Source organism: Frigoribacterium sp. PhB107 (assembly GCF_003751515.1).
GTDB lineage: Bacteria > Actinomycetota > Actinomycetes > Actinomycetales > Microbacteriaceae > Frigoribacterium.
Genome location: NZ_RJKU01000004.1, coordinates 26,870 through 53,829 on the forward strand (window position 1 = coordinate 26,870; position 26,960 = coordinate 53,829).

A 26,960-nucleotide genomic window follows, 5' to 3' on the forward strand; every position below is an offset into this window, starting at 1 on the left:
CGGCCGGTGCCTCTCCCGGCGGCCGGGGGCACCCGCCGCCCCATTCGTATTACCATTGGGCCGAGAGCGGCGCCGACGCCTCTGCGTCGCCGGTCGGCTCGCAGCCCCATCCGACGACGAGATCGCACGGTCGCGACCTCGAGAGGACACGACATGACCACCCCGAGCCCCGCGCCCGTCCCCTCCGCCTCCGCCTCCGCCTCGGCCTCGGCCTCGGGCGAGGCTCGCTGATGGCCACCCTCGAGAACGCGGGCGCCGCCTCCTCGGCGCCGCTCGTGCCGGGGTCGGCCCGCCACCCGGCGCACGACTCGGACCCGGTGCTCGTCGTGATGGGGGTGTCGGGGTCGGGCAAGTCGACCGTCGCCGCCCTCGTCGCCGAGCGCCTCGGCTGGGACCTCGCCGAGGGCGACGACCTGCACCCCGACGAGAACGTCGCCAAGATGGCCGCCGGTCAGCCGCTCGACGACGACGACCGGGCGCCCTGGCTCGACACGGTCTCGTCGTGGATCGTCGAGCACGCGATGCAGGGCGTGCCCGGCGTCATCACCTGCTCGGCGCTGAAGCGGAAGTACCGCGACGTGCTGCGCGAGCACAACGTCGTCTTCGTCTACCTGCAGGGCAGCGGTGACCTGATCGGCGGCCGGATGTCCGAGCGCTCGGGGCACTTCATGCCGACGACGCTGCTCGACTCGCAGGTCGCGACGCTCGAGCCGCCGCAGGCCGACGAGCGACACGTCGTCGTCGACGCCACGCGCACCCCGGAGGAGGAGGCGGACGACGTGCTCCGCCTGCTCGGCCTGACGCCCGTCGCCTGACGACGGCCGCCTCACGCGCGGCCTGAGCCGTCGGAGAAGGTCCTGCCCGTGTTCGGGAAGGACCTCTCCCGTCGGTTCGCGCTCCTGCTGATCGGGCATGCGCCTGCCGATCAGGCGCCGGAGGCGCGGGTGGCGCGGTACAGGACGTGGGGCCGGAGGCGGTGGCCGGGCGGCAGGGCCGGGTGCTCGAAGTCGTCGGCCGGGTCGCGCGTCAGGCCGAGCCGCTCCATCAGGGCACGGGAGCGGAGGTTGGTCGCGGCCGTGAAGCTCACGACCTCGGGCAGGTCGAGCCCGTCGGGGTCGAGGGCGGTGCGGAGCACCTCGCGCGAGGCCTCGGCGGCGAGGCCCTGTCCCCAGGCGTCACGGCGCAGGCGCCAGCCGATCTCGACCTGGTCGGCGAGCGGCCGGCCGCCGACGACCACGTCGACCGACGGTCGCGACAGGCCGACGAAGCCGAGCAGCTGGTGGTCGGCGCGTCGCTCGACTGCCCAGAGGCCGAAGCCGTCCGCGTCGAAGCCCTGCTCCATCCGGTCGATCATCGCGTCGGACTCGGCCCGGGTGCGCGTCGAGGGGAAGAACTCCATCACGACGGAGTCCGCGTTCAGCGCCGCGAACGGCTCGCGGTCGGCGTCGCGCCAGCGGCGGAGGAGGAGGCGGTCGGTGGTGGGCACGGGTCGACGGTAGCGGAGACGACTGGCCGACCCGCGCCTCCTGCGGGCCGACCCGCGGTTCATGCTGCGGCTGCTGTCAGGCTGCGGGGCCGGGCGCGGTGCGTCCGGCGGCGGCGCGCGCGCGGGCCGTGTCGGCGCGCGGGCCGACGGGCACCGCCTCCGTCGCCAGGGCGAGGCCGGAGGCGGGCATCCCGACGTACATGCTCTCGGCGCGCTCGACGACGAACGTCTCGTGCCAGATGCCGACCGCGCCCGGCGCCTTGCGGGCACGGCGGTTGAAGGCGCTCCACGCGGGACGGTGGGTCTGGTCGGCCGAGCCGGCGTAGGCGTAGAGCTTCTCGAGCGAGTCCCAGTACTGCACCAGCACCGGCCCTCGCGAGCCGATCGTGGTGCGCAGGCCGCGGAGCCCCGACTCCTTGTCCCTGAACAGCTCGACGATCATCGGGGTCATCGCGGCGAACACGGGCAGCCACTGGTCGGGCCGCCAGACCTTGTTGACGCGCATGCCGATCAGGAAGACGACGAGCTCGCCGTCGTGCCGGTGGGTCGTCCTGCCGGGGATGACACGGGCCATGATCTCGCTCCTTCGACGCGTCTGCGCGGGTGGGTGCCTGGTGATTGGATAGTGTTGCTCTCCAGTGCGCTCCCATCTTGGAGAGTGCAGCTATCCAATGTCAAGGGGGACCCATGCGCATCTCCGAGCTCGCCGACGTCAGCGGCGTCCCGATCGCGACCATCAAGTACTACCTGCGCGAGGGGCTGCTGCCCGAGGGCGAGCGCACCTCGGCGACGCAGGCCCGCTACGGCGACGAGCACGTGCGGCGGCTCAGGCTCGTGCGGGCGCTGGTCGGCCCCGGCGGGCTGAGCGTGGCGCGGGCACGCGGAGTGCTCGAGTTCCTCGACCTGGAGCACGACTCGGTGGGGGAGGTGCTCGGCGTCGCCCAGCACGCGGTCACGCCCGACGCTCCCGAGGGAGTCGACCACGCCCGGGCCCGCGGCCTCGTCGAGCGCTGGGGCTGGACCGTCGACCCCGGCGACGGCCCGGTGCTCGCCGCGCTCGAGGTCGCCGTCGACGGGCTCGAGGCCGCCGGCTTCGACCTGCCGCCCGAGCGCCTCGACGGCTACGCGCGGGCCATGCACGACGTCGCGGACGCCGAGATCGCGGGTGTCCCGCTCGAGAGCGTCGACGCGGCCGTGCAGTACGTGGTGCTGGGCACGGTGCTGGTCGAGCCGTTGCTGCTGGCGCTCCGGCGGCTGGCGCAGCAGGACTCGTCGTGGCGGCGCTTCGGCGACCTCGTCGGCGGGCTGCCGGTGCCGCCGCCTCCGGTCTAGGGCTCGACAGGGGCGGCGACCCTAGGAGGCGCGGCGCGAGCCCCGCAGGCCGACGAACGAGACGAGCGCGCTGCCGACGAGCAGCACCGCGACCACGACGACGACGCGGTGGAACCCGTCGACCGTGAGGGCGCCTCCGGCGATCACCCCCAGGAACGCCACGGCGACCAGCCCGGCCACCCGCGAGATCGCGTTGTTGACCGCCGACGCGATGCCCGACCTGGCCGGCGAGATGCCCGACAGCACGGCCGAGGTGAGCGGCGCGACCGTGACGGAGAGCCCGAGCCCGAAGAGGACGACCCCGGGAACGACCTGCCACCAGACGTCGATCGGGTCACGGACGAGCAGCATCCAGAGGAACCCGCTCGCCGTGATCAGCGGCCCGACCGTCATGAAGAGGCGGGGCCCGTGCGTCGCGGCGAGCGTGCCGAACATCGTCGAGAAGAGCAGCGACACGATCGTCGTCGGCAGGGTGACGAGGCCGGCGAGCGTGGCCGAGAGGCCGGCGAGCTCCTGCACGACGAGGGGGATGGTCAGCGTGCCGAGATTGATGGCGGCGTAGAGGCCGACGGTGGCGAGGTTGCCGACGGCGAACTCGCGGGTGCGGAACAGGTCCAGCGGCATCATCGGCTGCGGCGCCCGCCGCTCCCACCAGACGAAGGCGACGAGCGCGACGACGCCGACGACGAGCGGCACGACGACGAACCAGGCGCCGAACCCGACGCGCTGGCCCTCGATGAGCGCGAAGACCGGGCCCGCGAGGCCGACCGCGGCGAGCACGGCGCCGCCGACGTCGACGCGGGCAGGCTGGTCGGGCCCGCCCCGGTGCGCGTCGCCGGGCAGGCGCGTCATCAGCGCGAGCGTCAGCACCACCGGCACGACGACCACGGCGAACACCCAGCGCCAGCCGAGGGTGTCGACGAGGGCGCCGCCGGCGAGCGGGCCGATCAGGAACGCGACGCCCGTCCAGGCGGTCCACGAGCCGATCGCGCGGCCCTGGGCCGGCCCGCTGAAGGTCGACGTGATGAGTGCGAGGCTCGACGGGACGAGCAGGGCCGCCGCGACGCCCTGCAGCGCGCGGGCGGCGATGAGCAGGCCGGGGTCGGGCGCGAGCGCGGCGAGGACGCTCGTCAGCGCGAACGCGACGAGGCCGGCTCGCAGCACCCGCACCCGGCCGAACGTGTCGCTGAGCGAGCCCGCGACGAGCATCAACGAGCCGAGGGCGAGCAGGTACGCGTCGACGACCCACTGCTGCAGGGTCAGGTCCGCCCCGCCCGCCGGGCCCGCGCCTCCGTCGCCGAGGTCCCGTGCGATCGCCGGCAGCGCGACGGTCACGATCGACCCGTCGAGGAACGCCACGAAGGAGGCGAGGACCGCGACCACGAGGACGATGCGCTGGCCGCGGGCGTCTGTCATCCCCCGAGTCTCCTCCCTGCCGGGGTCGGCCGTGGTCTCGCCCTCACACCCTGCAGTGGACGATGCACCCCGCAACGACGGGGTGCATCGTCCACTCCGGGGTGCCAGACGGGTCAGCTCTCGCGGACGACGTCGTCGGGCGACTTGTCGGGGCGCCAGCCGCGCCACGACGGCTGGCGGAGGCGACCGGTCGAGGTCCACTCGGCGAACGACACCTCGCCGACCCGTGACGGCGTGATCCAGTGCGCGTCACGCGCGTCCGCGGCGGGCACGTCGACGAGCGGGCTCGTCTTCCGCTCGACCTTGCCGAACTCGGTCAGCAGCTCGTCGAGATCGCGGTCGCGGAACCCGGTGCCCACCCGTCCGACGTACACGAGCCCCTTTTCGCCGGGCACGCCCATCAGCAGCGAGCCGACGCCGGAGGCGCGACGCCCGTTCCCGGGACGCCAGCCCGCGATCACCACCTCCTGCGTCGCGTGGTGCTTCGTCTTGATCCAGGCGCGAGAGCGTCGGCCGGCGCTGTAGGTCGCGTCGCGGCGCTTGGCGACCACCCCCTCGAGCCGGAGGCGCTGCGAGGTCCGCATCGCCTCCTCCAGGTCGCCGTCGAAGACGGCGGGCACGTCGACCGGGCCCTCGGAGGTCACGATCCGCTCGAGCACCTCGCGTCGTTCGTCATAGGTCGACCGCAGCAGCGACCTGCCCTCGGCGTGCAGCACGTCGAAGAGCAGGTACCGGATCGGCGCTCCCTTCGCGGCCTGCTCGACCTCACGGGGCTTCGTCAGGCCCATCCGCGTCTGCAGCAGCCCGAAGTCGGGGCGACCGGCCTCGTCGACGGCCACGACCTCGCCGTCGAGCACCGCGCCTCCGTCGCTCTCGACCTGGTCTGCCAGCACCTGCAGCTCGGGGTAGGCAGGGGTCAGGTCGTGGCCGTTGCGGCTGGTCAGCGTCACGCGGTCGCCCTGGACGACGGCGATCGCGCGGATGCCGTCCCACTTCATCTCGATCGCCCAGTCGTCGTCGACGTCGGCGGCGGTGCCCGCGACGGCGAGCATCGGGGAGACGGGATCGAGCGCATCGCCGGGATCGTCGCCTGACCGGTCCGACGAGGAGGCGCGGGTCGAGCGGGCAGATCCGGACCCGGTCCCCGAGCCGATCACCGTCCGCCCCTTCCTGCCGGACTTCTTCCCGGCCTCCTTCTTCGCCGTCATCGTGCCGTGACCGCCCGAGGAGCCCCCGTCGGCGCCTCCCGCGTCGTCGTCCTTCATCCGGTGGATCAACCAGTTCCGGTCGGCCTTGCCGCCGCCGTGGCCGGTGTGGATCAGGGCGACCCGGCGGGTGCCGCGCTGCTCCCCGTGCAGCACGGCGATCACCTCCTTGCCGTCGCGCCACTTCTCGACGTCGTAGGTGCCTGAGTCCCAGATGGTGACCTCGCCGGCGCCGTACTCGCCCTTCGCGATGGTGCCCTCGAAGGTGCCGTACTCGAGCGGGTGGTCCTCGGTCATCACGGCGAGGTGGTTCGTGCCGGGGTCGTCGGGCTCGCCCTTGGGCAGCGCCCAGCTGACGAGGACGCCGTCGTGCTCGAGGCGGAAGTCCCAGTGCAGTCGGCTGGCGTGGTGCTCCTGGATGACGAAGCTGCGGCCGTCGCTGGTCGGCGGGGCGGCGGCGGGAACCGGCTCGGCGGTCTTCGACGCGTCGCGCATGGAGCGGTACTTCGCGAGGCGGTCGCGCCGCTCGCGCGTCTCGCCGTCGCCGGACGGGTCGTGCTCGCGAGACTCGGTGTTGCGCATGTCGTCGCCGAGCTCACCCGGCGGCACGGGCGTGCCGCTCGAGACATCGGCCAGCGGGTCTCCTCGGCGCTTCAGCCTGGCCAGGACCTCGGTGTACTCGAGCTGCTCGAGGCTCTTGGACGCCAGCTCGCGCCAGGTGCGCGGCATCGCGACGGTCGGCCGCTCGCGGCCGCGGAGCGAGTACGGCGCCACCGTCGTCTTGTTGCCGTTGTTCTGCGACCAGTCGAGCAGCACCTTGCCCTGGCGGTCGGCCTTGCCCATCGTGCTCAGCACGAGGTCGGGGTGGTCGGCCTCGACGGCCCGGGCGAGCTCGTGGGCGACGTCGCTGACCTGCGCGCTCGTCTGCTTCCCGTCGAGCCGCGCGTAGAGGTGCACGCCCTTGCTGCCGCTCGTCACCGGCACGAGCTCGAGGCCCATGCCGTCGAGCAGGGGCCGCAGCAGCTGGGCGACCTCGACGCACTCGGCCAGGCCCACGCCCTCGCCCGGGTCGAGGTCGAGCACGAGCCGGTCGGGGTTCCGCTGCGCACCCCGCGGGCCGAAGCGCCACTGCGGCACGTGCACCTCGAGCGCCGCGACCTGGGCCAGCCAGGTGAGCGTCGCGAGGTCGTTGACCATCGGGTAGACGTTCGCGTGGTCCTTGTGCTCGATCTCGTGCCGAGCGACCCAGTCGGGGGCGGAGTCGGGCAGGTTCTTCTCGAAGAAGACCTCGCCGTCGACGCCGTTCACCCAGCGCTTCCGCGTCGCCGGACGGCCCTCGACGTGCGGCAGCATCCACTCCGCGACGGCGGCGTAGTAGCCGAGGACGTCCGCCTTCGTCGTGCCGCTCGCGGGGTAGAGCACCTTGTCGAGGTTGGTGAGCTGCAGCGTGTGCCCGCCGACCTGCACGCGCTCGCCGCGTCCCTTGCTGGCCATCCGGCGCCTCCTCGTGTCGTCTGCCTGCTCGCCTGACTCGATGATGCTCGTTCGTCGTACGGGGCGTCCCGGACGCCCGCGCCTGCGGACCGCGACGGCCCGCCTCCCCGCCGGGGCGGGGGAGCGGGCCGCGAGCGGAGCCGAGGAGGTGCGGTACCGGTCAGACCGCCGGCATCGCTCCCGCGATCGTGATGGTCGCGCCCGAGGTGTAGCTCGACTCCGGGCTCACGAGGTGCACGTAGGCGGCGGCGAGCTCGGCCGGCTGGCCGGGACGGCCGTACGGCGCCTGGCCGCCGAACTCCGACACGGTCTCGGCGTCGTCCGAGCCGGGCTGCAGCGGCGTCCAGACCGGGCCGGGCGAGACCTGGTTGACGCGGATGCCCTTGGGGGCGAGCTGCTGGGCGAGACCCGCCGTGAAGACGCCGATGGCGCCCTTCGTCAAGGCGTAGTCGATCTTGTCGGGGCTCGGCTGCGTGCCCTGCACCGAGCCGGTCGTGACGATCGACGAGCCGGGCTCGAGGTGCGGGATGACCGCCTGCGACAGCCAGAACAGCGAGTAGACGTTGGTCTTGATGGTCGAGTCGATGTCCTCGGTGCTGAGCGTGAGGATGTCGTCGTTGCTCTTCATCCGGCCGGCGACCATGACGAGCGTGTCGAGCCCGCCGAGCTCCTCGACGGCCTTCGCGACGAGGTCCTTGCAGTACTGCTCGTCCGAGATGTCGCCGGGCACCAGGACGACGCGGCGCCCCTCGCCCTCGAGCAGGTCCCGCACCTCCTCGGCGTCTGCCTGCTCACTCGGCAGGTAGCTGAGAACGAGGTCGGCGCCCTCGCGGCTGAGGGCGATGGCTGCGGCACGGCCGATGCCCGAGTCGCCGCCGGTGACGATGCCGCGGAAGCCGACGAGGCGCTCCCTGCCGACGTAGCTGGTCTCGCCGTGGTCGGGCTTCGGGTCCATCTTCCAGGCCTCGCCCGGCAGCGACTGCTCCTGCTTCGGGAACGGCGGTGCGGGGTACAGGTCGACCGGGTTCTTCTTGTCGTATTGGCTCATGCGCTCCACGGTGCCCGCGCGGCGGGGGACGTGCCCGGCACTTGTACCCGCTCGTCGGTCATTCGGAGCGCATGCGGAGGAACATGGCCGTCATGCGATCGATCTGGAAGGGCGCGATCACGTTCGGGCTCGTCAACGTGCCCGTGAAGCTCTACAGCGCCACCGAGGACCACGACGTCTCGCTGCACCAGGTGCACGACGCCGACGGCGGTCGGATCCGGTACCAGCGCAAGTGCGAGATCTGCGGCAAGGTCGTCGACTACGAGCACATCGACAAGGCCTTCGACGACGGTGACCGCACGGTGGTGCTCACGGCGGACGACCTGAAGTCCCTGCCCGAGGAGCGCTCGCGCGAGATCGACGTGCTCGAGTTCGTGCCGAGGGACCAGCTCGACCCGTTGATGTTCGACCGCAGCTACTTCCTCGAGCCCGACTCGTCGTCGCCCAAGGCCTACGTGCTGCTGCGCCGCACCCTGGAGGAGACCGACCGCACGGCCATCGTGCACTTCTCCCTGCGGCAGAAGACCCGGCTCGCCGCGCTGCGCGTGCGGGGCGACGTGCTCGTGCTGCAGACGCTGCTCTGGGACGACGAGGTCCGTGAGGCACGGTTCCCCGTGCTCGACGAGAAGGTGCGGATCAGCGGAAAGGAGCTCGACATGTCGGGCTCGCTGGTCGAGTCGCTCGGCGACGACTTCGACCCGTCGCAGTTCGGCGACGACTACCAGGAGGAGCTCCGGAAGCTCATCGACGCCAAGCTCGAGGAAGGCGAGTCGCTCGACACCGACGCGACCTTCGGCCGCTCGGGGGACGACGACGAGGACGGCGACGGATCCGGCGACGGCGAGGTGATCGACCTGATGGAGGCGCTCCGCCAGTCGGTGGAGCGCAGTCGGTCGGGCGCGAAGAAGGCCCCGGCCAAGAAGCCCGCCGCGAAGAAGGCGCCTGCAGCCGAGAAGGCGCCTGCCGAGAAGAAGCCCGCTGCCGAGAAGAAGCCCGCCGCGAAGAAGTCAGCTCCGAAGAAGCCTGCGGCGAAGAAGTCTGCGGCCGGGAAGAAGGCCGCCGCGGCGAAGGACGAGCCCGCTGCGGAGAAGGAGGCGAGCTGACGACGCCCGCCTCGGCGAGGGGCCGCGACCTCAGTGGTCGCGCAGCATCTCGATCAGGTCGTCCTTCTTGGCGTCGCTGTAGCCGCTGAGCCCGAGTTCCTTCGCGCGGCCGCGCAGGTCGTCGACGGTCCAGTCGTCGTACGACCCCGAGCGGCCGCCCTTCGCCCCCACCTTCTCCTCGCTGTTGCCCTTCTGGGCAGCAGCGTTGGAGATGCGCGCCGACTTCTCCTTCGAGTTGCCCTCGTCGCGCAGGGCCTCGTACATCTCGGGGTTCTTCAGCTGCGGGGGTGTGTCGTCCTTCGGCATGCTCGAGACCGTACTCCGCGACGGAGGCGCATGACCGGTCGGCAGGACCGGCGCGCGCCCCCGTGCCGGAGACGACCTAGTGGCCGAACTCCCACTCGACGACCTCGGGCAGGTCCTCGCCGTGCTCGTAGGCGTACTCGCGGGCCTCGGCGCGCTTCGCCTCGAACTCGGCGACCAGGTCGGGGTGCGCCTCGGCGAGACCCGGCACGCGGTGCAGCACGTCGAGCACGAGCCGGTACCGGTCGATGTCGTTGAGCATCGCCATGTCGAAAGGCGTGGTGGTCGTGCCCTTCTCCTGGAAACCGCGCACGTGGATGCCGTCGTGGTTCGTGCGGCGGTACGTCAGCCGGTGAACGAGGGTCGGGTAGCCGTGGAAGTCGAAGATCACCGGCTTCGACGTCGTGAAGAGCGTGTCGAAGTCGTCGCTCGTCAGGCCGTGCGAGTGCTCGTCGGCGTCCTGCAGGCGCATCAGGTCGACGACGTTGACCACGCGGGTCACGAGGTCGGGGAGGCGCTGGCGGAGGATGTCCGCCGCGGCGACCGTCTCGAGGGTCGGCACGTCGCCCGCGCAGGCCAGCACGACATCCGGGTCGACGCCCGCGACGGGCGTGCCCTCGGTGCCTGCCCACTCCCAGATGCCCGCGCCGGCGGCGACGTGCGCCTCCGACTCGGGCAGCGACAGCCAGGCCGGTGCCTCCTGCTTGCCGGCCACGATCACGTTCACCGTGTCCGTCGTGCGCAGGGCGTGATCGGCGACGGCGAGCAGGGTGTTCGCGTCGGGTGCGAGGTAGATCCGCACGAGGTGCGCCTGCTTGTTGACGACGACGTCGAGGAACCCCGGGTCCTGGTGCGAGAAGCCGTTGTGGTCCTGACGCCAGACGTGCGACGACAGCAGGTACGTGAACGACGAGATCGGCTCGCGCCAGGCGATGTCGGTCGCGCTCTCGAGCCACTTCGCGTGCTGGTTGAACATCGAGTCGACGATGTGCACGAACGCCTCGTAGGTGTTGAGCAGGCCGTGACGCCCGGTGAGCAGGTAGCCCTCCATCAGGCCCTGCAGCAGGTGCTCGCTCAGCACCTCCATCACGCGGCCGCTGTGCGCGACGTGCTCGTCCTCCTCCTCGATGCGGGCCGCCCACACGCGGTCAGTCACGTCGAAGACCGGGTCGAGGCGATTCGAGACCGTCTCGTCCGGGCCGAAGAGCCGGAAGCTCGCCGGGTTGTCGCGCACGACGTCGGTCAGCCAGCGGCCGAGCACCCGGGTGGCCTCGGCCGTGGTGCGGCGGTCGTCGCTGGTCTCGACGGCGTGCGAGCGGTAGTCGGTCAGCGAGAGGGGGCGACGCACCAGCCCGCCGTTCGACGCGGGGATCGCGCTCATCCGCTTCTCGCCGCGGGGGCGCAGCTCGTCGAGGAACGCGGCGGGTGCCCCGGTCTCGTCGAACAGCTCGTCGGCGCCGTACGAGCGCATCCAGGCGTCGAGGTGATCGCGGTGCTCGTCGTTCTCGCGGACGCCGCTCAGCGGCACCTGGTGGGCACGCCACGTGCCCTCGACCTTCTTGCCGTCGACCACCTTCGGGCCCGTCCAGCCCTTGGGGGTGCGCAGGACGATCATCGGCCAGCGCGGCCGCTCCGTGCTCTCGCCCGAGCGCGCCTCCTGCTGGATCTGGTCGATGCGGCCGAAGGCCTCGTCGAGCGCCGCGGCCATCTGCGCGTGCACCACCATCGGGTCCTCGCCGTCGAACCCGCCCGACACGACGATCGGCTGGTACCCGTATCCGCGGAACAGCTCGAGCAGCTCGCCCTCGGGGATGCGGGCGAGGATGGTCGGGTTCGCGATCTTGTAGCCGTTGAGGTTGAGGATCGGCAGCACGGCGCCGTCGTGCACGGCGTCGAGCAGCTTGTTGGCGTGCCAGCTCGTCGCGAGCGGACCGGTCTCGGCCTCGCCGTCGCCGATCACGCAGACGGCCACGAGGTCGGGGTCGTCGAGCACCGCTCCGTAGGCGTGGCTCAGCGAGTAGCCGAGCTCACCGCCCTCGTTGATCGAGCCCGGCGTCTCGGGGGCCGCGTGCGAGGGGATGCCGCCCGGGAACGAGAACTGGCGGAACAGCTCATGCATGCCGTCCCGGTCGAGGGGCACCTGCGGGAACAGCTCGGAGTAGGTGTGCTCGAGCCAGGTGTTCGCCACCATCGCAGGGCCCCCGTGGCCGGGGCCGCAGACGTAGAGCAGGTCGCGGTCGTCGCGGCGGATCACCCGGTTGAGGTGCGCGTAGACGAGGCTCAGCGCGGGCGACGTGCCCCAGTGGCCGAGCAGGCGCGGCTTGATGTCGTCCCGCGCGATCGGACGATCGAGCATCGGGTTGTCGCGCAGGTAGATCTGCCCGACGGTCAGGTAGTTGGCCGCGCGCCACCAGGCGTCGACGAGCCGGAGGTCGTCCGGCGTCGCGGGCACGGCGGGTGCGGCGGGCGAGGTGGTGTCGGTCATCGGTTCTCCTGTCGGTCGTCGGTCTCCGTCCGGCGGTCCGTGCCGGCGTCCTCGCGTCGGTCCCCGGGCTGCATGCCGAGCTCCGTGCGCATCTCGTCGATGGTGATGGCCGCGTTGACCAGGGCGAGGTGGCTGAGGCCCTGGGGCATGTTCCCGAGGAACTGCCCGTCGTCGGCGCTGATCATCTCGGTGAAGAGCCCGACGTCGTTCGACTGGACCACTAGCTCGTCCATCAGCTCCACTGCCTCGTCGACCCGGCCGACGCAGGCCAGGGCGCCCGCGAGCCAGAAGGCGCAGGCGACGAAGGTGCCCTCCTCCGCGTCGACGCCGCTGTAGCGGAACACCAGCGGTCCCGCGCCCAGCTCGTCGCGGATCGCGTCGATGGTCCGCGACATCCGGTCGCCGCGGTCGAAGCCGCTGGGCGCGTGCAGCAGGACCGATGCGTCCAGGGCGTCGCTGTCGGGGTGCATGAGGTACGCGCCGCGCTCCTCCGACCAGCCGTGCTCGTCGATCCACTCGACGATCAGGTCGCGGTTCTCCTCCCAGTGGGCCTTGTCGTCGGCGGTGGGGTGCATCTGGCCGAGCTCGGTCAGCTCGAGGGCCGAGGTGATCGCCTGCCAGCAGCCCATCTTGCTGCTGACGTAGTGCTGCTCGTCCGGCAGCTCCCACATGCCGCTGTCCTTCTCCTGCCAGCGCCGGCACGCGTCGTCGGCGAACCCGGCCAGCAGATCCTGGGTGGACTCGTCGAGCAGGTTGCCGCCGTGGGCGTACTGGCTGGCGACGGCGAGGATGTCGGCGAAGACGCCGAGCTGCAGCTGGTCGCCGGCGGGGTTGCCCTTGTAGACGGGGCCGATGCCCCGCCAGCCCTCCGAACCGGTCTCGTGCGTGCCGTCGGAGACGGTCCCGTCGAGGCGCAGGAAGATGTGCATCTCGCGCCCGTTCTCCTTGAGGGCCTTGAGCATCCACGAGACGGCGGCGTGCGGCTCCTCACGCAGCCCGAAGCGCAGCAGCGCGTCGACGGTGTACGCGAGGTCGCGCACCCAGGCGAAGCGGTAGTCCCAGTTCTTGTCGCCCGTGAAGTTCTCGGGCAGGGCGGTGGTCGCCGCCGCCGCGATGGCACCGGTGGGGCTGTAGATCAGCAGCTTGAGGGCGAGTGCGCTGCGGTGCACGGCGTCCGCCCACGGGCCTTCCCAGCTGAACTCGGTCGACCAGCCCTCCCAGTTCTCGATGGTGCGGTCGATGCCCTCGTCGACCACGTGCGGGTCGGGCAGGTGCAGCGGCTCGTCCTCGACGCCGCAGAGGCACAGCAGCGAGCGCGACCCGGGCGACGTGGTGAACGCCCCGCGGAACTCGAGCGGACCGTCGGGGTGGCCGTCGCCGGGCTCGGTGGGGTCGGTGCGGCCGTGCTCGAAGCCGACGAGCGCGAGGTTGATGTCCGCGGCGCGCAGCAGGGGGCCGTGCACGGTGTCGACGCGCACGATGGGGTGCGTCCCGAACGCGTTGCCGGGCACGACCGCCCAGCGCATCTCGACGGAGCCCTCGAGGCCGTCGACGCGGCGCGCGAGCTCGCCCCAGGGCAGGCGGCCGGCCACGCCCGTGACGAGGGCGTCGGTGACCTCGACGGTGCCGGCGGAGGTGCGGAACCGCGTCCGCAGGACGTTCGTGCCGGGCACGTACGCGCGCTGCACCTCGAAGTCGTCGTCGACCGGGCGCAGCTCGACGCGGCCGCCGTCGGCGGAGTCGACGATGCCGGAGAAGACCGGGTCGCTCGGCAGCGACGGGAACGGCAGCCAGTCGATCTGCCCGTCGCGGGCGATCAGCGCGACGGTGCGACCGTCTCCGATCGCGCCGTACGAGCGGAGGGCGACGTAGCCGTCCTCCCGGGGGTCGGGGGCCGACCAGGCGTCGTCGTGGAAGTCGTCGGTGTCGTCGGGGGCGCTCTGGAGGGTGTCGGTCACGGTGTCTACGGTGCTCTCCCGCGCCTCCTCGTGCCCGCCGCTGCCAGGGGTCTGTGCGGAACGGGACCTCTCCGTACCCCTGGGGAGGAGGCGGCGGCCAGGCCGGACGCGTAGACGGGACGGATGACCGAGCGCACCCCACCCCGCCCCCGCCTGTTCCTCGACGCGAGGGCGACGCTCGGCGAGAGCCCCGTCTGGGACGTCGACGCACAGGAACTCGTCTGGACGGACATCACCCCAGGGCTGCTGCACCGCACCTCGGCGGACGGCCTGCGCGACCGGTCCCTGCCGGTCGACCCGCCCCTCCCGAGCTTCCAGCGCCGTCGCGGGGGCGGGCTCGTCGCCGCCCTCGAGGACCAGATCGTGCTCACGGACGACGACGGCGGCTCGCTGCAGGTGCTCGCGGCCGTCGAGCTCGCCAAGGAGGGCATGCGCCTGAACGAGGGCAAGTGCGACCCGTTCGGCGCGTTCGTCGTCGGGGCCCTCGACCCGGACGGGGCGCCGGTCGCCGGCCTCTGGCGCGTCGGGCCCGACGGCGACGTCACGATGCTGCGCGACGACTTCACGACGACCAACGGCTTCGAGTGGAACGACGACGGCTCCGAGATCTACCTCACCGACACCGACCGGGAGACGATCTACCGCGCCTCGTGGGACGCCGAGGGGACGCTCGGCGAGCTCGTCCCGTTCTCGTCGGGCGGGTCGCACGACGGACTCGCCCGCGACGAGCTCGGCGAGTTCTGGGGCGCCGTCCACGGCGAGAGCGTCGTCGTCCACCTCGACCGCGACGGCGAGGTCGTCGAGCGCATCGAGTTCCCCGTGCCCCTCCTGACCGGCATCGGGTTCGGCGGTGCCGACCTGCGCACCCTCTTCGTCCTGTCGGCGCGTGAGGGGCTCGACGACGAGCAGCTCGCTGAGCACCCGCTCAGCGGAGGCGTGTTCGCGCTCGGCCTCGACCGCGCCGGCCGGGCGCCGTTCCTGTTCGGTCCGCAGGCCTGAGCTCGCAGGCCAGACCCGACGGTCCACACACGACGAAGGGCCCCGGGGAGGCACGGCGCGCGTCCCCGAGGCCCTGCCGTCCGGTCTCGTCCCGGCTCAGATCCGCCCGACGAGCCCGTCGCGCGACACGTCCGTGCCCTCGGCGAGGACCGCGCGGGCGGCGTCACGGGCGTCGTCGACGTTCCAGAGCAGGACCCCGGCGACGGCGCCGTCCGACAGGTAGTACGCCACGGCCGAGCCGTCGCCCTTGTCGTCCACGACGGTCTCGAGCGACGCGTCGAGCCTGCCGACCGCCTCGTACGAGATGTCGAAGACCTTCGAGTAGTAGTACGGCGTGTGTCCGTAGTGCTCGTCGGCCCCGGCCATGACGCGCCCCACGAACGCGCCCTGCTCCTTGGCGTTGTCGACGTGCTCGACGCGACGGCGGCCGAGGATGCGGTCCGGGTAGGAGGCGACGTCACCCGCGGCGAAGACGTTCGGGTCCGAGGTGCGCAGCGAGGCGTCGACGACGATGCCGTCCTCGACCTCGAGGCCGGCCGCCTCGGCCAGCTCGGTCGACGGCGTGATGCCGAGGCCGACGGCCACGGCGTCGGCCTCGAGCGACGACCCGTCGTCGAGCGCGACCTGCAGCCCGGCGTCGGAGGCCGAGCTGCCCTCGACGCGACGTCCCTTCGCCAGCGTGACGCCCGCCTCCTCGAAGGCCGCCTCGAAGCGCGTGGCGATCTCGGCCGGGAACACCGAGCCGCCGAGCACATCGTCGGGCGTGACCAGGGTCACGCGGGTGTCGTTCTGCACGAGCGCCGCGGCGAGCTCGGTGCCGATGTAGCTGCCGCCGACGACGACGGCCCGGCGGCCCTCTCCTGAGAGCTCGCGCAGCCGCCGGTAGTCGGCCGCGGTGCGGAAGTGCACGACGCGGTGGTCCTCGGGCAGGTCGAGCCGGGTCGGCGTGCCGCCGGTCGCCAGCAGGAGGCGCCCCCACGACACGGTCCGCCCGTCGTCGGTCGTGACGGTGCGGGCCTCGCGGTCGACGGCGGTGACCGAGGTGCGCAGGCGGATCTCGGCCCCCGACGCGTCGCGGGTGCCCAGGTCGTTGTCCGACTCGGTGTACTCGGGGTCGATCCAGAGCTTCTTCGAGAGCGCGGGGCGCGTGTAGGGCTCGTCGACGTCGTCGCTGAGGATCAGGACGGTCGCCTCAGGGGCCGTCTCGTGGATCGCCTTCGCCGCGGCGTCCGCGGTCATTCCCCCGCCCACGACGACGTGGTCGAAGGAGTCGGAACCGGTGCTGGTGCTGTCGCTCATGTGGTGCCTCCAGGTCGTGGGAAGGGCACCGCACCGGAGGTCGCGTAGGGGATCTCCGGGGCGGTGCCCAGTCGGTGGTGCCCGCAGGGGCGGGCGGCGGGTCGCTAGTTGGCGACGGCTCCGACGCGGTCCTGGCCCTCGGCCATGGCGTCCTCGTCGCGTCCGCGCGTGTCCGCCGACGCGGCGTCCTTCTCCGGGTGGCGGTTCTCGGCACCGGTCATCCAGGCGAGCTGCTCGAGGCGCTCGAGGATGCTGTGCAGCACGTCGGCCGTCGTCGGGTCCTCGTCGTCGACGTCGTCGTGCACCGTGCGCATGGTGTCGACGACGGCGTACATGCGGTCGACGATCAGGTCGACGACCGAGGTGGTCTCTACCGGGCCGGCGGGGAACTGCACGAGGCTGGTCTCGTTCGCGACCGTGTTCGAACGGCCGTCGGGCACGAGGTAGACGGCGCGCATGCGCTCGGCGACCTCGTCGCTGAACTCGCGGGCCGCGTCGACGATCTCGTCGAGCTGCAGGTGCAGGTCGCGGAAGTTGCTGCCGAGCAGGTTCCAGTGCGCCTGCTTGCCCTGGATGTGGAGCTCGATGAGGTCGACGAGGACCTTCTGCATGGACTCGCGCAGGGCGGGGGATCCTTGGAACACGGGGACTCCTTCAGTCGTGGGGGCGTGCGGCCGTCGAGCCGCTGCGTCGCACCGGTGAGGGTGCGTCGTGGACGGTAGTCCCGTCCCGCCCGGCGGCGGTCCAGCTTCCGGGGGACACCCAGGTGAGCAGGCGGGGATCGGCCCCCGCGCGCTGCAGCTCTCGACCTCGTCTCGAAACCGGTGGCGTGGTATCTTCTCGACGGCGACCGACCGGTCGCGTTCCGACGGGCACCGGCGCCCGTCCAGCTCTGAGGGGGGCACATGAGCGAGGGATCGCAGGGCTTCGAGTCCGTCGAGGTGACGCGGCTGCGCCGCGAGATCGAGAGCGCCTGGGGCGCGTTCGACGACATCGACCAGATGGCGTGGGACCACCGCGTCCTCGTCGTCCGCTACGTGATCGGAGCGCTGCCCGACGCGGCCAGCGCCGCAGCCCGTGCCGGCCATGCCGGCCTGGCCCTCCGCCTCCTCGACGACGCGGCCCAGTTCCCGCCGCCGTGGGCGTCGATCTGCACCGGCTGGGTGCGTGCGCTCGCCGCCTCGCGCGCTGCCGTCGAGTTCCGGGACGCCCCGGTCTGGGTCGACGACGAGCCCGCCGGGACCGCTGCCGGCTCGGCTCCGGCGCACAGCGTCGCCTGAGCACCTCGGCCTAGCGTCGGGGCCATGACCTCTGCACCGTCCCGGGGCCGCGGTCGCCGTCGCGTCGGCCTGGTCCGCTTCGCCGCGACCGTGGTGACCGACTACGCCTTCGTTTGGCGCGTGCACCTCGTGCCGCGGTCCGGCCGCGTCGTCCCCGCACGGTGGCGGCACGGCGACCGCGCCCCCGTGCTGCTGCTGCCGGGCGTCTACGAGACCTGGCGGCACCTCCGGGTCATCGGCGAGCGCCTGTCCGGCCTCGGGCACCCGGTCGTCGTCGTGCCCGGCATGCGCCACAACCGGCAGCCGATCCCGGCGACCGCGGAGGCGGCGCAGCGCGTCCTCGACGCGCACGACCTGCGCGGGGTCGTCGTCGTCGCCCACAGCAAGGGCGGCCTCGTCGGCAAGTCGATGATGGTCGGCACCGACGTCGACCGGCGCATCGAGCGGATGGTCGCGATCAACAGCCCGTTCTCGGGCACGCGCTGGTCGCGGGTGCTGCCGAACCCCGCGCTGCGGGCGTTCTCGCCCAGCGACGCCGCGCTGCTGCAGCTCGCCGAGCAGCTCGAGGCGAACGAGCGCATCGTCTCGATGGCCTCGGGCTTCGACGCGCACGTGACCGAGGGCAGCGAGCTGCCGGGAGCCGAGAACGTGACGTTCCCCGTCGACGGGCACTTCCGGCCGCTCGGGAACCCCGCGTGCGTCGACATGATCGTGGCCGCGGTCGAGGGGGAGGACCCCCACGCTGCCGTCGACGCCCTCAGCGCCGAGGGCTCAGCGCCCTGACCGTCTCCCGCGGTCGCTCGACGTGCGCGAAGTGCCCGCAGCCGACCAGCACCGTCGTCCGTGCCTCCGGCAGCAGGTCCCGCAGCCGCACGAGGTCGTCCGGCCGCGCGAACGCGTCCTCCGCCCCGGCGACGACCGCGACCGGGCAGGTGATCCGCGCCCACGTGCCGGTGTCGTAGCCCACGCCCGACTCGACGGCCGCGACGAAGGCCCGCGGCCGGATCTCGGCGACGAACGCCTCGAGCACCGACCGGGGCACCCGACGCACGTGCCGGAAGACGGGAGCGGACAGCGTGCGCAGCAGGCCGACCCTGGCGGCACCGGCGAGCAGGGGGCCGGAGGCGCGGGGCAGCACCCGGAACACCACCCGCAGCAGCACGAGGGCCGGCACCGTCCGCAGCCCGCGCCACGGCCGCGACGCGGCCTCGAGAGCGGAGAACGTCGTAGGGGAGACGAGCCCCAGCGACCGCACGCGACCGGGCGTCTGGGCGGCGACGTGCAGCGCGACCAGGGCGCCGAGCGAGTGGCCGACGAGGTCGAAGCGGTCGAGCCCGCAGGAGTCGGCCACGGCGTGGACGACCCGGGATGCCGCGTGCACGTCGAGGGCGACGGCGGGGGCCGGGCTGGCACCCCAGCCCGGCAGGTCGATCAGCACGAGCGGGCCGGCGAGAGCCGCCGGGGCGTCCGCGCCGGCCTCGCGCACGGCACGGCGGAGCGGCAGCCACGTCGTCCACGAGCCGGCCGCCCCGTGCAGCATCACCGTCGCGGAGGCGCGGGCCGCGTCGCCGGCAGCGCCCGCGTCGTCGAGGACGGCCGACCGGTGCAGCACGACCCGGCCGTCGGCGGTGTCGACGACGCCCTCGGCCAGGTCGCGCGCCTCCTCGGGGTCGAGCCCGAAGGGCGCGTAGGGGTCGCCGGGGGCCGCCCGCCGGTCGCCGGTCACTCGTCGATGATCTCTTCGCGCACCCGGCGGATGTCCTCGAGCAGCGAACCGATCAGCACCCAGTGCTCCGGGTCGGGCCGGAGCACCCGCACCGGCGCCGTCAGGGCGGGGGCCTCGGGCCAGGCGTCGTGGCTCGTGTCGGCGTCGCCGACGTCGAACGGCGGGCGCTCGCCGCCGAGCGGGGGCTGTCCGTGCAGCCGGCGCTCGTCCGGCGACGGCCCCGAGGAGGCGGGGGCCGAGCCGGCCTCGGCCTCCCGTCCCCGGAGCCGCAGGTCGTGTGCCGCCCGGTGCAGCTCCTCGGCGATCTGGCCCACGGCCGGGTCGTCCACGAGCTCGACGTCGTAGTTGTCGTGCACGGAGCGGGTCATTCCGACGGCGCGGTGCACGAGCGCCGTCAGCCGGACCAGCAGCGCCGCGTCCGCCTCGAGCACGGTCCGCTGCCGGCTCGCGCGCGGGTTGAGCATGAGGCTCTCCTCGCCCGCGGCGACGGCGGCGGCGGCCTTCGCCTGGAGGTCGCGCAGGCCTCGCGCCTGCACGAGCACGGCGCCGAGACGGTCGCGGTCGCTCGGCGTCGAGAGCACGGCGCCGAGCTCGTCCAGCACCGCCGCGAGGTCGCGGGTGAGGCGGCCGACCGCCAGGTGGGCGGGCGCGAGCAGCACCGGGGGGACCACGAGGGCGTTGATCGCCAGGGCGACCACGGCGCCGATGACGGTCTCGAGCACCCGGTCGAGCGCGTAGTCGGGGGTCTGCGCCCCGATCGCGAGCACGAGCATCGCCGAGATGGGCACCTGGTTCGCGCTGCTCGGGGTGAGGCGGAGCGCCCACGAGACGAGCAGGCTGACGACGACGATGCCGAGGACGATCCAGGTGGAGGCGCCGAACAGCTGACCTGCTGCGAACGCGATCAGCACGCCCGCGACCACGCCGACGCTCCGCTCGAGCCCGCGCACGAGCGATTGGTTGACGCTCGGCAGGACGACGAGCAGCGCGGCGATCGCGGCGAAGATCGGCAGGGGCTGCTGCAGCAGCGCGACCGACGCGAACCAGGCGACGACGACCGCGGCGGACGTCTTGGCGACCTGGAGCAGAGGGGTGCGCCGCGTCTGACGGATGCGCGAGACGAGGTGCACGCTCCCGAGGATACCGTCGCGCCCGCATCACGATCGGGTAACCGTGCCGCGCCGTCGGCCCGCGGTGGCGGCCTCCGACGGGTTTACTGAACGCGTGTGGCCGAACTCAGCAGAGGTGCTCCCCGCGGCCTTCGCCGGCTCGGGGCTCACCGTCGTCGCCTTCCGGCCCCACTCGGTCGAGCCCTCCGGGCACGGGTTCCTCTACGGCTACGAGGTCGACACGGTCGACGAGGCGGGCACCTCCGACACGGTCCTGACCTTCATCGACACGGACGTGTCGACCGCGGACGCGACGAGCGTCCTCACCACCGACCCGTCGACGGGGCAGCAGCTCGCCGTCTGGGCCTACCCGGCCGACCCGCTCCTCCCTGCACTCGCCGGCGTCACCTACCCCGACCGCGTCACCGAGTCGCTGGCCGCGCTCGGCATCGTGGTCACCTCGCCGACCCTCAGCGTCGCCGCGTACCGGCCGGGCAAGAGGGCGGTCATCCGGCTCGACTCGCCCGAGACGACCGTGTTCGTCAAGGTCGTCCGCCCCGACCGCGTCGCCCCGATCGTCGCCCAGCACGAGGCGTTCCGAGCGCAGGGCCTCCCGGTGCCCCGCGTGCTCGCGTCGCGGCCCGACGGGCTCCTCGTGCTCGAGCGAGTCCCCGGCGTGCCGGCGGGGCAGCGCGTCGCCGACCTCGCGGACGAGCCGCGCTTCGTGCGGCAGATCGTCGACCTCGGCCGGCTGGTCGCCGGCGTGCACATCACGAACCGGGCCCAGTCGGACGCCCTCGACCACGCGGACTGGCACCGCGGCACGCTGTCGACGGCCCTGCCGCAGCGTGCGCCCGAGATCCACGCCCTGTACGGCGAGATCGAGCGTCGGCGGTCGTCCTGGACGGGCGACGCCCTCGCCGTCATCCACGGCGACCTCCACCTCGAGCAGCTCTTCGTGGACCCGGAGCGGCCGTGGCACGTCACCGGCCTGCTCGACATCGACACCGCGGGGCTCGGCCACCCCGCCCGCGACGCCGCGGCCCTGGTCGCCCACCTCGTCGTCACGGGGCAGTGGCACCGCGGCAACGGCGACGAGTCCGAGGCTCGCGCGTGCGAGCGGCTCGCGGACGAGCTCTCGCGCACCTGGGCGCGCGCGGCGCCGGAGCTCGCCGACCGCCTCGCCCCGGCGGCCGCGGCCCAGCTGCTCGCCCACGCGGGGGGCCAGGCGACGCTCGGCACGGACACCGGGCGGCGCAAGGCGGAGCAGCTGCTCGGCGCCGCGGCCGGGGCCCTCGGCGGCTGGCCGGCCCCCGCCGCCCGCGACACGGCGGCGCCCGGTGGCGTCGCGGGCACGTGAGCGCGTAAAGTAGGGCGCAGCACCGTCCGTGTCGTCGTCCGACACGGTGGGTCCGACACGACCGGCGGCGGCTCGTCCGCCTCGCAGGTCCGTGTCGGCCAGGTCCGTGTCGGCCAGGTCTGCACGGGCCCGGTGACGTGTGGCCGGCACCGCGCCTCCTCCGCACCTCGCGTCTGAGGCTGGTTCCGTCCGTCCGTGCCTTCCCGCCGTCCGACCCGAAGTCGTCCGGTCGTGTCTCGTCTCGCCCCGGTGTCCGCACCGCGGCGGTCCGTCGCGTCGGGGCAGGCGAAGGCCGGGGCACACGAGAGCCGGCGCAGACGAGAGCCGGGGCCAGCCCCCGGGCCGGAGCGCCGCACCGCAGCACCACCCGTCGTCGCTCGACGACACAGCACCGTCGACCGTCGCGTCGACCACGAGGAGGAGCCTTGGCTCGACCAGGCCAGCGTCAGCAGGGCGGCACCCGCACCGCCCCCCAGAAGCACCGCCGCCGCGAGGTGGACAACGACGGGCTCATCCCCGTCCTCGCCCGGGCCGTGCGCGAGGTGGAGGCCGCCGCCCAGCGCGGGCAGGTGAAGCCCTCCAGCCGCACGAAGTTCCAGGTCATCGCGCTGCTGATGCGCGAGGAGCGCGCCCGCGTCAAGGTCGACAAGGCGATCAGCGACTCCGAGCGCGCCGAGCAGATGAAGCGCCTCGACGGCGTCGCCCAGATCCTCGCGAAGACCGCCGCCCGCGACACGTCGCTCATCGCCCTGCTCGGCGAGGACGCGGTCGTGTCCGAGAGCGCCAAGGCCCTCAAGCGCGACATGCAGATGTCCGCCGGCATGGAGCTCGCGCCCGAGGAGCAGGTCGTCGTGCGCGAGGCCGCGCCCGTCGCGCCCGTCTCCGAGCGCCAGGTCGTGCCGCAGTCGGTCGTCTCGCGTCAGCTCGCCAACCCCTTCCTGCCGCCGGACTTCTCGCTCGCCGAGGTCACCCGCGAGGTGCACCCGGTGCGCCTCGCCAACTGGGAGCTCTTCGGCCCGCTCTTCAAGTCGTTCGAGTACGGCGCCGGCGGCGGATCCGCGTGCATGCCGCTCCCCGAGCCGACGACCGTCGACGCCCCGGCCGGCGCGACTCTCATGCACCACCAGGCACAGCTCGTCGAGTCCGCCCGCCAGGGCCACCGCACCTACCTGCTCGCCGACGAGCCCGGCCTCGGCAAGACGGCCCAGTCGCTGCTCGCCGCGCAGGCGGCAGGCGCCTACCCGCTGCTCGTCGTCGTGCCCAACGTCGTCAAGACGAACTGGGCCCGCGAGGTCCAGCTCTGGACGCCGACCCGCACGGCCACGGTCATCCACGGCGACGGCGACACCCTCGACGCCTTCGCCGACGTGGTGATCGTCAACTACGAGGTGCTCGACCGCCACGTCGGCTGGCTGGGCGACCTCGGCTTCAAGGGCATGATCGTCGACGAGGCGCACTTCATCAAGAACAAGGAGTCGCAGCGGTCACGGCACGTGCTGCAGCTGTCGGAGCGCATCCGCTCGCGCACGGCGCACCCGCTGCTGATGGCGCTCACCGGCACGCCGCTGATCAACGACATCGAAGATTTCCGGGCGATCTGGGAGTTCCTCGGCTGGATCGGCGACAAGAAGCCCGCCGCCGAGCTCATGGAACAGCTCGAGGAGGCGGGCCTCACGCCGGCCGATCCCGGCTTCTTCTCGTCCGCCCGCGAGATCGTCATCGACCTCGGCATCGTCCGACGCCGCAAGGTCGACGTCGCCGCGGACATCCCGGCCCGCCGCATCGCCGACCTCCCCGTCGAGCTCGACGACGAGGCCGGTCGCTCCATCCGCGAGGCCGAGCGCGAGCTGGCCCGCCGTCTCGTCTCCCGGTACCGGTCCGCGCTCGCGGCCCGCACCTCCGGCGTCCGGGTCGAGGGGATCGACCACGACCTGGTGCGCCAGGTCGCCAAGTGGGAGCTCGAGGACACGACCACCGCGAAGAACGGCGAGAACGTCTTCAGCATGGTGCGCCGCATCGGCCAGGCCAAGGCCGGGCTCGCCGCGGACTACACCGCGCAGCTCGCCCGCAACGTCGGCAAGGTCGTCTTCTTCGCCAAGCACATCGACGTGATGGACGTCGCCGAGCAGACCTTCGCGAAGCGCGGCATCAAGTACTCGTCGATCCGCGGCGACCAGACGCCGGCCGTGCGCCAGCGCCAGATCGACGCGTTCGTGGACGACCCCGAGGTCGAGGTCGTCGTCTGCTCGCTCACGGCGGCCGGCGTCGGGCTCAACCTGCAGGTCGCGTCGAACGTCGTGCTCGCCGAGCTGTCGTGGACGGACGCCGAGCAGACGCAGGCCATCGACCGCGTGCACCGCATCGGCCAGGAAGAACCCGTCACCGCCTGGCGCGTCATCGCCGCCCAGACCATCGACACGAAGATCGCCGAGCTGATCGACAGCAAGGCGGGCCTCGCGGCGCGCGCCCTCGACGGCGACGACAGCGAGGTGGTCGACTCGACCGACATCCAGCTCAGCGCGCTCGTCGCCCTCCTCACGGAGGCCCTCGCCGAGTAGCTGCACCTCGCGCCGGACTGCCGTCTCGACACTGCACCGGCCGCCCCGGCGGGCGAGTTCGTCGGTCCCGGGCCGTCATGGCAGCCCGGCTGCGACGAACTCGCCCGCCGTCGAGGGACGCCTCCCAGGAGGCCGGAGTTGGGTCGGGTGACCACCACACGCACGCACCCGAAGGAGCACCCCATGCCCGAGATCCAGGGCTACGCCCACGTCGCCATCACCGTGTCCGACCTCGACGCGAGCCTCGCGTTCTACGAGTCGCTGCTCGGTGCTCCGCCCGTCGGGCAGATCGTGCTGGACGGGCTCGACCGTCGCCTCTTCTCGGTCGGCAACGGCCAGATCCTCGGCGTGACCGCCTACACCGAGGGCAAGGCGGTCCCCTTCGACCCGACCGTGCCCGGCCTCGACCACATCGGCTTCGCCGTGGCCGACCGCGACGCCGTCGTCGCCTGGCAGGAGCACGCCGCGTCGGTCGGCATCGAGTCCGACCTCGAGGACCCCGACTTCGGCACCACCCTGATGGTCAAGGACCCCGACGGCAACCAGATCGAGTTCTTCGCGGCCGCACCGCAGAGCTGACGCGACTCGGCGCACGAGAACGCCCCGCGCCTCCTGAGGGAGGGACGGGGCGTTCTCGCGTCGCAGGCGCCGGTGCGCCTGGTGGCTGTCAGAGCCCGAGCTTCGCCTTCACGTCGGCGAGCGACGGGTTCGTCGCGGTCGAGCCGTCGGGGAAGATCACGGTCGGCACCGTCTGGTTGCCGCCGTTGACGCTCTCGACGATCTCGGCGGTGCCCGCGACCTCTTCGATGTTGACCTCGGTGAAGCCGATGCCCTGCTTGCCGAGCTGCTGCTTCAGGCGGGCGCAGTAGCCGCACCACGACGTGCTGAACATCGTGATGGAGCCGGCTTCGGGGACGTAGGAGGTGGCGGTGTCGGTCATGGGCACAGGCTATGCCCGGTCGGCGGTGAGGGACGGGGGAGTTGGCTGGGAGGAACGACACGAGGAGGACACACCGTGGCAGACACCGTCGCCGACCAGATCATCGCCCAGCTCGTCGCCGCCGGGGTCCGGCGCATCTACGGGATCGTCGGCGACAGCCTGAACCCGATCGTCGACGCGGTCCGCCGCACCGGAGGTTCGGCGAAGGGCGGCATCGACTGGATCCACGTGCGCAACGAGGAGGCGGCGGCCTTCATGGCGTCCGGCGACGCGCAGATGAGCGGCGAGCTCGCCGTCTGCGCCGGCTCCTGCGGCCCCGGCAACCTGCACCTGATCAACGGCCTCTACGACGCCCACCGCAGCCGTGCGAAGGTGCTCGCGATCGCGAGCCACATCCCCAGCGCGATGATCGGCACCGACTACTTCCAGGAGACGCACCCCGACCGGCTCTTCGTCGAGTGCTCGGGCTACTCCGAGATGATCTCGACGGCCGTCCAGTCGCCGTCGGTCGTCGCCTCCGCCATCCGGCACGCGGTGGCCGGGCACGGCGTCAGCGTCGTGACGCTGCCCGGCGACATCGCGGAGCTCGAGGCGCAGGGCGCCACGCCGCCCCACCTCACGACCCGCGCCCCCGAGCTCGTCCCCGCGCAGGAGGACGTGCAGGCCCTCGCCGACGCGATCAACGCGGCCGGCACCGTCGCCTTCTTCGTCGGCGAGGGAGGCCGCGGCGCCCACGACGAGATCATCGAGCTGGCCGGCGTCGTCGGGGCGCCGATCGGCCACAGCCTGCGCGGCAAGGACGTCATCCAGCACGACAACCCCTACGACGTCGGCATGACGGGCCTGCTCGGCTACGGGGCCGCGCACGCGGGCATCCACGACGCCGACCTGCTCGTGCTGCTCGGCACCGACTTCCCCTACCCGCAGTTCCTGCCCGACGGCGACCAGGTGACGGTCGCCCAGGTCGACGTCGAGGCCGCCGTGATCGGTCGTCGCGCGACGGTGCACGTGCCGGTTCACGGTGCCGTGCTGCCCACCCTGCGCATGCTGAAGCCGCTGGTGAAGCCCAAGAAGAGCCGTCGGTTCCTCGACAAGACGCTCAAGAAGCACGAGAAGCTGATGGGCAGCGTCGTGGGCGCGTACACGAAGAGGGCCGAGAAGCTCGTCCCGATCCACCCCGAGTACGCGGCGTCGATCCTCGACGAGATCGCCGCCGACGACGCGATCTTCACGGCCGACACGGGAATGGCGAACGTGTGGGCGGCCCGGTACATCACGCCGACGGCCGATCGTCGCGTCTTCGGCTCGTACCTGCACGGCTCGATGGCGAACGCCCTGCCGCACGCGCTCGGAGCCCAGCTCGCGTTCCCCGGCCGCCAGGTCGTCTCGATGTCGGGCGACGGCGGGCTCTCGATGCTGATGGGCGAGCTGATCACGGCGAAGATGTACGAGATCCCCGTGAAGATCGTCGTCTTCAACAACTCGACCCTCGGCCTGGTCAAGCTCGAGATGCTCGTCGACGGCTACCCGGACTTCGGCGTCGACGTGCCCTACGTCGACTACGCCGCGGTCGCGCGGTCGATCGGCATCCACGCGGTGCACGTCGACCAGCCGGGCGACCTCCGCGACGGCTTCGAGGCCGTGTTCGAGCACGACGGACCGGCGCTGATCGACATCGCGACCGACCCGCAGGCGCTCTCGCTGCCTCCCGCGATCACGGGGGCCCAGGTGAAGGGCTTCTCGCTGGCGATGTCGAAGATCGTCATGAACGGAGGCGCGGGCGAGGTCGTGTCGATGGCGCGCTCGAACCTGCGCAACGTGCCGCGGCCCTAGGGCCCGGCACGGCAGCACGAAGGAGG

23 protein-coding genes are annotated in these 26,960 nt (G+C 72.7%); 10 read left to right on the forward strand and 13 right to left on the reverse strand.

From position 1 onward, the window contains the following. Positions 1-329: 329 nt before the first annotated feature. Positions 330-815, forward strand: a complete 486-nt coding sequence (locus EDF18_RS14900) for a gluconokinase (protein ID WP_233569201.1) — start codon at positions 330-332, stop codon at positions 813-815. Positions 816-925: 110 nt separating this feature from the next. Here EDF18_RS14900 and EDF18_RS14905 read toward each other — a convergent pair whose 3' ends face one another. Beyond that, positions 926-1,486 (reverse strand): GNAT family N-acetyltransferase, encoded by a 561-nt coding sequence (locus tag EDF18_RS14905; RefSeq protein WP_199732467.1) that lies wholly within the window; start codon positions 1,484-1,486, stop codon positions 926-928. A 76-nt stretch (positions 1,487-1,562) separates the two neighbouring features. After that, entirely contained in the window at positions 1,563-2,060 is a 498-nt protein-coding gene (locus EDF18_RS14910) for a DUF4188 domain-containing protein (protein ID WP_123548636.1), read from the reverse strand. A gap of 113 nt (positions 2,061-2,173) precedes the next feature. Here EDF18_RS14910 and EDF18_RS14915 point away from each other — a divergent pair, with 113 nt between their 5' ends. Next, on the forward strand, positions 2,174-2,818 hold the full coding sequence (locus EDF18_RS14915; RefSeq protein ID WP_123548637.1) for a MerR family transcriptional regulator: 645 nt from the start codon (positions 2,174-2,176) through the stop codon (positions 2,816-2,818). 21 nt (positions 2,819-2,839) lie between these two features. Here the strand turns inward: EDF18_RS14915 and EDF18_RS14920 are convergent, their stop codons facing one another. The 3 genes from EDF18_RS14920 to EDF18_RS14930 all read right to left on the reverse strand — a co-directional run bounded on the left by EDF18_RS14920 (position 2,840) and on the right by EDF18_RS14930 (position 7,981). Next, a complete protein-coding gene (locus EDF18_RS14920; RefSeq protein WP_123548638.1) occupies positions 2,840-4,234 on the reverse strand; it encodes an MFS transporter in 1,395 nt (464 codons plus the stop codon). Between the two features lie 113 nt (positions 4,235-4,347). Continuing rightward, positions 4,348-6,933, reverse strand: a complete 2,586-nt coding sequence (locus EDF18_RS14925; RefSeq protein WP_123548639.1) for an ATP-dependent DNA ligase — start codon at positions 6,931-6,933, stop codon at positions 4,348-4,350. A 160-nt stretch (positions 6,934-7,093) separates the two neighbouring features. Then, complete coding sequence (locus EDF18_RS14930) at positions 7,094-7,981, reverse strand: SDR family oxidoreductase (RefSeq protein ID WP_123548640.1); 888 nt, start codon at positions 7,979-7,981, stop codon at positions 7,094-7,096. Between the two features lie 92 nt (positions 7,982-8,073). Here EDF18_RS14930 and EDF18_RS14935 point away from each other — a divergent pair, with 92 nt between their 5' ends. Continuing rightward, positions 8,074-9,084 carry a Ku protein gene (locus tag EDF18_RS14935; protein ID WP_123548734.1) on the forward strand — a complete coding sequence of 337 codons (1,011 nt, stop codon included), beginning with the start codon at positions 8,074-8,076 and terminating at the stop codon, positions 9,082-9,084. A 30-nt stretch (positions 9,085-9,114) separates the two neighbouring features. Here the strand turns inward: EDF18_RS14935 and EDF18_RS14940 are convergent, their stop codons facing one another. The 3 genes from EDF18_RS14940 to EDF18_RS14950 all read right to left on the reverse strand — a co-directional run bounded on the left by EDF18_RS14940 (position 9,115) and on the right by EDF18_RS14950 (position 13,830). Then, positions 9,115-9,390, reverse strand: coding sequence for a Rho termination factor N-terminal domain-containing protein (locus EDF18_RS14940; RefSeq protein WP_123548641.1), 276 nt, complete (start codon positions 9,388-9,390; stop codon positions 9,115-9,117). Between the two features lie 76 nt (positions 9,391-9,466). Beyond that, positions 9,467-11,872, reverse strand: coding sequence for a phosphoketolase (locus tag EDF18_RS14945; RefSeq protein ID WP_123548642.1), 2,406 nt, complete (start codon positions 11,870-11,872; stop codon positions 9,467-9,469). Beyond that, a complete protein-coding gene (locus EDF18_RS14950) occupies positions 11,869-13,830 on the reverse strand; it encodes a glycoside hydrolase family 15 protein (protein ID WP_123548643.1) in 1,962 nt (653 codons plus the stop codon). The genes EDF18_RS14945 and EDF18_RS14950 overlap by 4 nt, the downstream gene beginning before the upstream one ends. A gap of 123 nt (positions 13,831-13,953) precedes the next feature. Here EDF18_RS14950 and EDF18_RS14955 point away from each other — a divergent pair, with 123 nt between their 5' ends. Continuing rightward, positions 13,954-14,829 carry an SMP-30/gluconolactonase/LRE family protein gene (locus tag EDF18_RS14955; RefSeq protein WP_123548644.1) on the forward strand — a complete coding sequence of 292 codons (876 nt, stop codon included), beginning with the start codon at positions 13,954-13,956 and terminating at the stop codon, positions 14,827-14,829. Positions 14,830-14,925: 96 nt separating this feature from the next. Here EDF18_RS14955 and EDF18_RS14960 read toward each other — a convergent pair whose 3' ends face one another. Both EDF18_RS14960 and EDF18_RS14965 read right to left on the reverse strand, forming a co-directional pair. Further along, the gene (locus EDF18_RS14960) at positions 14,926-16,128 is read right to left on the reverse strand and encodes an NAD(P)/FAD-dependent oxidoreductase (protein ID WP_123548645.1); all 1,203 of its coding nucleotides are present in this window, start codon (positions 16,126-16,128) and stop codon (positions 14,926-14,928) included. Positions 16,129-16,232: 104 nt separating this feature from the next. Continuing rightward, complete coding sequence (locus EDF18_RS14965) at positions 16,233-16,739, reverse strand: Dps family protein (protein WP_123548646.1); 507 nt, start codon at positions 16,737-16,739, stop codon at positions 16,233-16,235. A 294-nt stretch (positions 16,740-17,033) separates the two neighbouring features. Between EDF18_RS14965 and EDF18_RS14970 the strand changes: the two genes are divergently transcribed. Together EDF18_RS14970 and EDF18_RS14975 are read left to right on the forward strand one after the other, a co-directional pair. Then, a complete protein-coding gene (locus EDF18_RS14970; RefSeq protein ID WP_123548647.1) occupies positions 17,034-17,408 on the forward strand; it encodes a hypothetical protein in 375 nt (124 codons plus the stop codon). A gap of 24 nt (positions 17,409-17,432) precedes the next feature. Then, positions 17,433-18,191: a triacylglycerol lipase gene (locus tag EDF18_RS14975; RefSeq protein ID WP_123548648.1), complete on the forward strand. Its 759-nt coding sequence runs from the start codon at positions 17,433-17,435 to the stop codon at positions 18,189-18,191. Here EDF18_RS14975 and EDF18_RS14980 read toward each other — a convergent pair. Next, on the reverse strand, positions 18,166-19,134 hold the full coding sequence (locus EDF18_RS14980; protein ID WP_123548649.1) for an alpha/beta fold hydrolase: 969 nt from the start codon (positions 19,132-19,134) through the stop codon (positions 18,166-18,168). The genes EDF18_RS14975 and EDF18_RS14980 overlap by 26 nt on opposite strands. Then, positions 19,131-20,264, reverse strand: a complete 1,134-nt coding sequence (locus tag EDF18_RS14985) for an aromatic acid exporter family protein (protein ID WP_123548650.1) — start codon at positions 20,262-20,264, stop codon at positions 19,131-19,133. Before EDF18_RS14985 ends, EDF18_RS14980 begins: the two co-directional genes overlap by 4 nt. Positions 20,265-20,358: 94 nt before the next feature. Between EDF18_RS14985 and EDF18_RS14990 the strand changes: the two genes are divergently transcribed. From EDF18_RS14990 to EDF18_RS15000, 3 genes are all read left to right on the forward strand, one after another. Beyond that, on the forward strand, positions 20,359-21,603 hold the full coding sequence (locus tag EDF18_RS14990) for an aminoglycoside phosphotransferase family protein (RefSeq protein WP_158614700.1): 1,245 nt from the start codon (positions 20,359-20,361) through the stop codon (positions 21,601-21,603). A gap of 425 nt (positions 21,604-22,028) precedes the next feature. Then, positions 22,029-24,161 (forward strand): DEAD/DEAH box helicase, encoded by a 2,133-nt coding sequence (locus tag EDF18_RS14995; RefSeq protein WP_123548652.1) that lies wholly within the window; start codon positions 22,029-22,031, stop codon positions 24,159-24,161. 183 nt (positions 24,162-24,344) lie between these two features. Beyond that, positions 24,345-24,740, forward strand: coding sequence for a VOC family protein (locus EDF18_RS15000; RefSeq protein ID WP_123548653.1), 396 nt, complete (start codon positions 24,345-24,347; stop codon positions 24,738-24,740). Positions 24,741-24,828: 88 nt separating this feature from the next. Here EDF18_RS15000 and EDF18_RS15005 read toward each other — a convergent pair whose 3' ends face one another. Beyond that, the gene (locus EDF18_RS15005) at positions 24,829-25,101 is read right to left on the reverse strand and encodes a mycoredoxin (protein WP_123548654.1); all 273 of its coding nucleotides are present in this window, start codon (positions 25,099-25,101) and stop codon (positions 24,829-24,831) included. Between the two features lie 75 nt (positions 25,102-25,176). Here EDF18_RS15005 and EDF18_RS15010 point away from each other — a divergent pair, with 75 nt between their 5' ends. Then, positions 25,177-26,934, forward strand: coding sequence for a pyruvate dehydrogenase (locus tag EDF18_RS15010; RefSeq protein WP_123548655.1), 1,758 nt, complete (start codon positions 25,177-25,179; stop codon positions 26,932-26,934). Positions 26,935-26,960 lie beyond the last annotated feature (26 nt).

Coding starts and splice junctions, on each gene's coding strand:
- EDF18_RS14900 (WP_233569201.1), top strand. CDS start 330: ATGGGGGTGTCGGGGTCGGGCAAGTCGACCGTCGCCGCCCTCGTCGCC.
- EDF18_RS14910 (WP_123548636.1), bottom strand. CDS start 2,060: ATGGCCCGTGTCATCCCCGGCAGGACGACCCACCGGCACGACGGCGAG.
- EDF18_RS14915 (WP_123548637.1), top strand. CDS start 2,174: ATGCGCATCTCCGAGCTCGCCGACGTCAGCGGCGTCCCGATCGCGACC.
- EDF18_RS14920 (WP_123548638.1), bottom strand. CDS start 4,234: ATGACAGACGCCCGCGGCCAGCGCATCGTCCTCGTGGTCGCGGTCCTC.
- EDF18_RS14925 (WP_123548639.1), bottom strand. CDS start 6,933: ATGGCCAGCAAGGGACGCGGCGAGCGCGTGCAGGTCGGCGGGCACACG.
- EDF18_RS14930 (WP_123548640.1), bottom strand. CDS start 7,981: ATGAGCCAATACGACAAGAAGAACCCGGTCGACCTGTACCCCGCACCG.
- EDF18_RS14935 (WP_123548734.1), top strand. CDS start 8,074: ATGCGATCGATCTGGAAGGGCGCGATCACGTTCGGGCTCGTCAACGTG.
- EDF18_RS14940 (WP_123548641.1), bottom strand. CDS start 9,390: ATGCCGAAGGACGACACACCCCCGCAGCTGAAGAACCCCGAGATGTAC.
- EDF18_RS14945 (WP_123548642.1), bottom strand. CDS start 11,872: ATGACCGACACCACCTCGCCCGCCGCACCCGCCGTGCCCGCGACGCCG.
- EDF18_RS14955 (WP_123548644.1), top strand. CDS start 13,954: ATGACCGAGCGCACCCCACCCCGCCCCCGCCTGTTCCTCGACGCGAGG.
- EDF18_RS14960 (WP_123548645.1), bottom strand. CDS start 16,128: ATGAGCGACAGCACCAGCACCGGTTCCGACTCCTTCGACCACGTCGTC.
- EDF18_RS14965 (WP_123548646.1), bottom strand. CDS start 16,739: ATGCAGAAGGTCCTCGTCGACCTCATCGAGCTCCACATCCAGGGCAAG.
- EDF18_RS14970 (WP_123548647.1), top strand. CDS start 17,034: ATGAGCGAGGGATCGCAGGGCTTCGAGTCCGTCGAGGTGACGCGGCTG.
- EDF18_RS14975 (WP_123548648.1), top strand. CDS start 17,433: ATGACCTCTGCACCGTCCCGGGGCCGCGGTCGCCGTCGCGTCGGCCTG.
- EDF18_RS15000 (WP_123548653.1), top strand. CDS start 24,345: ATGCCCGAGATCCAGGGCTACGCCCACGTCGCCATCACCGTGTCCGAC.
- EDF18_RS15005 (WP_123548654.1), bottom strand. CDS start 25,101: ATGACCGACACCGCCACCTCCTACGTCCCCGAAGCCGGCTCCATCACG.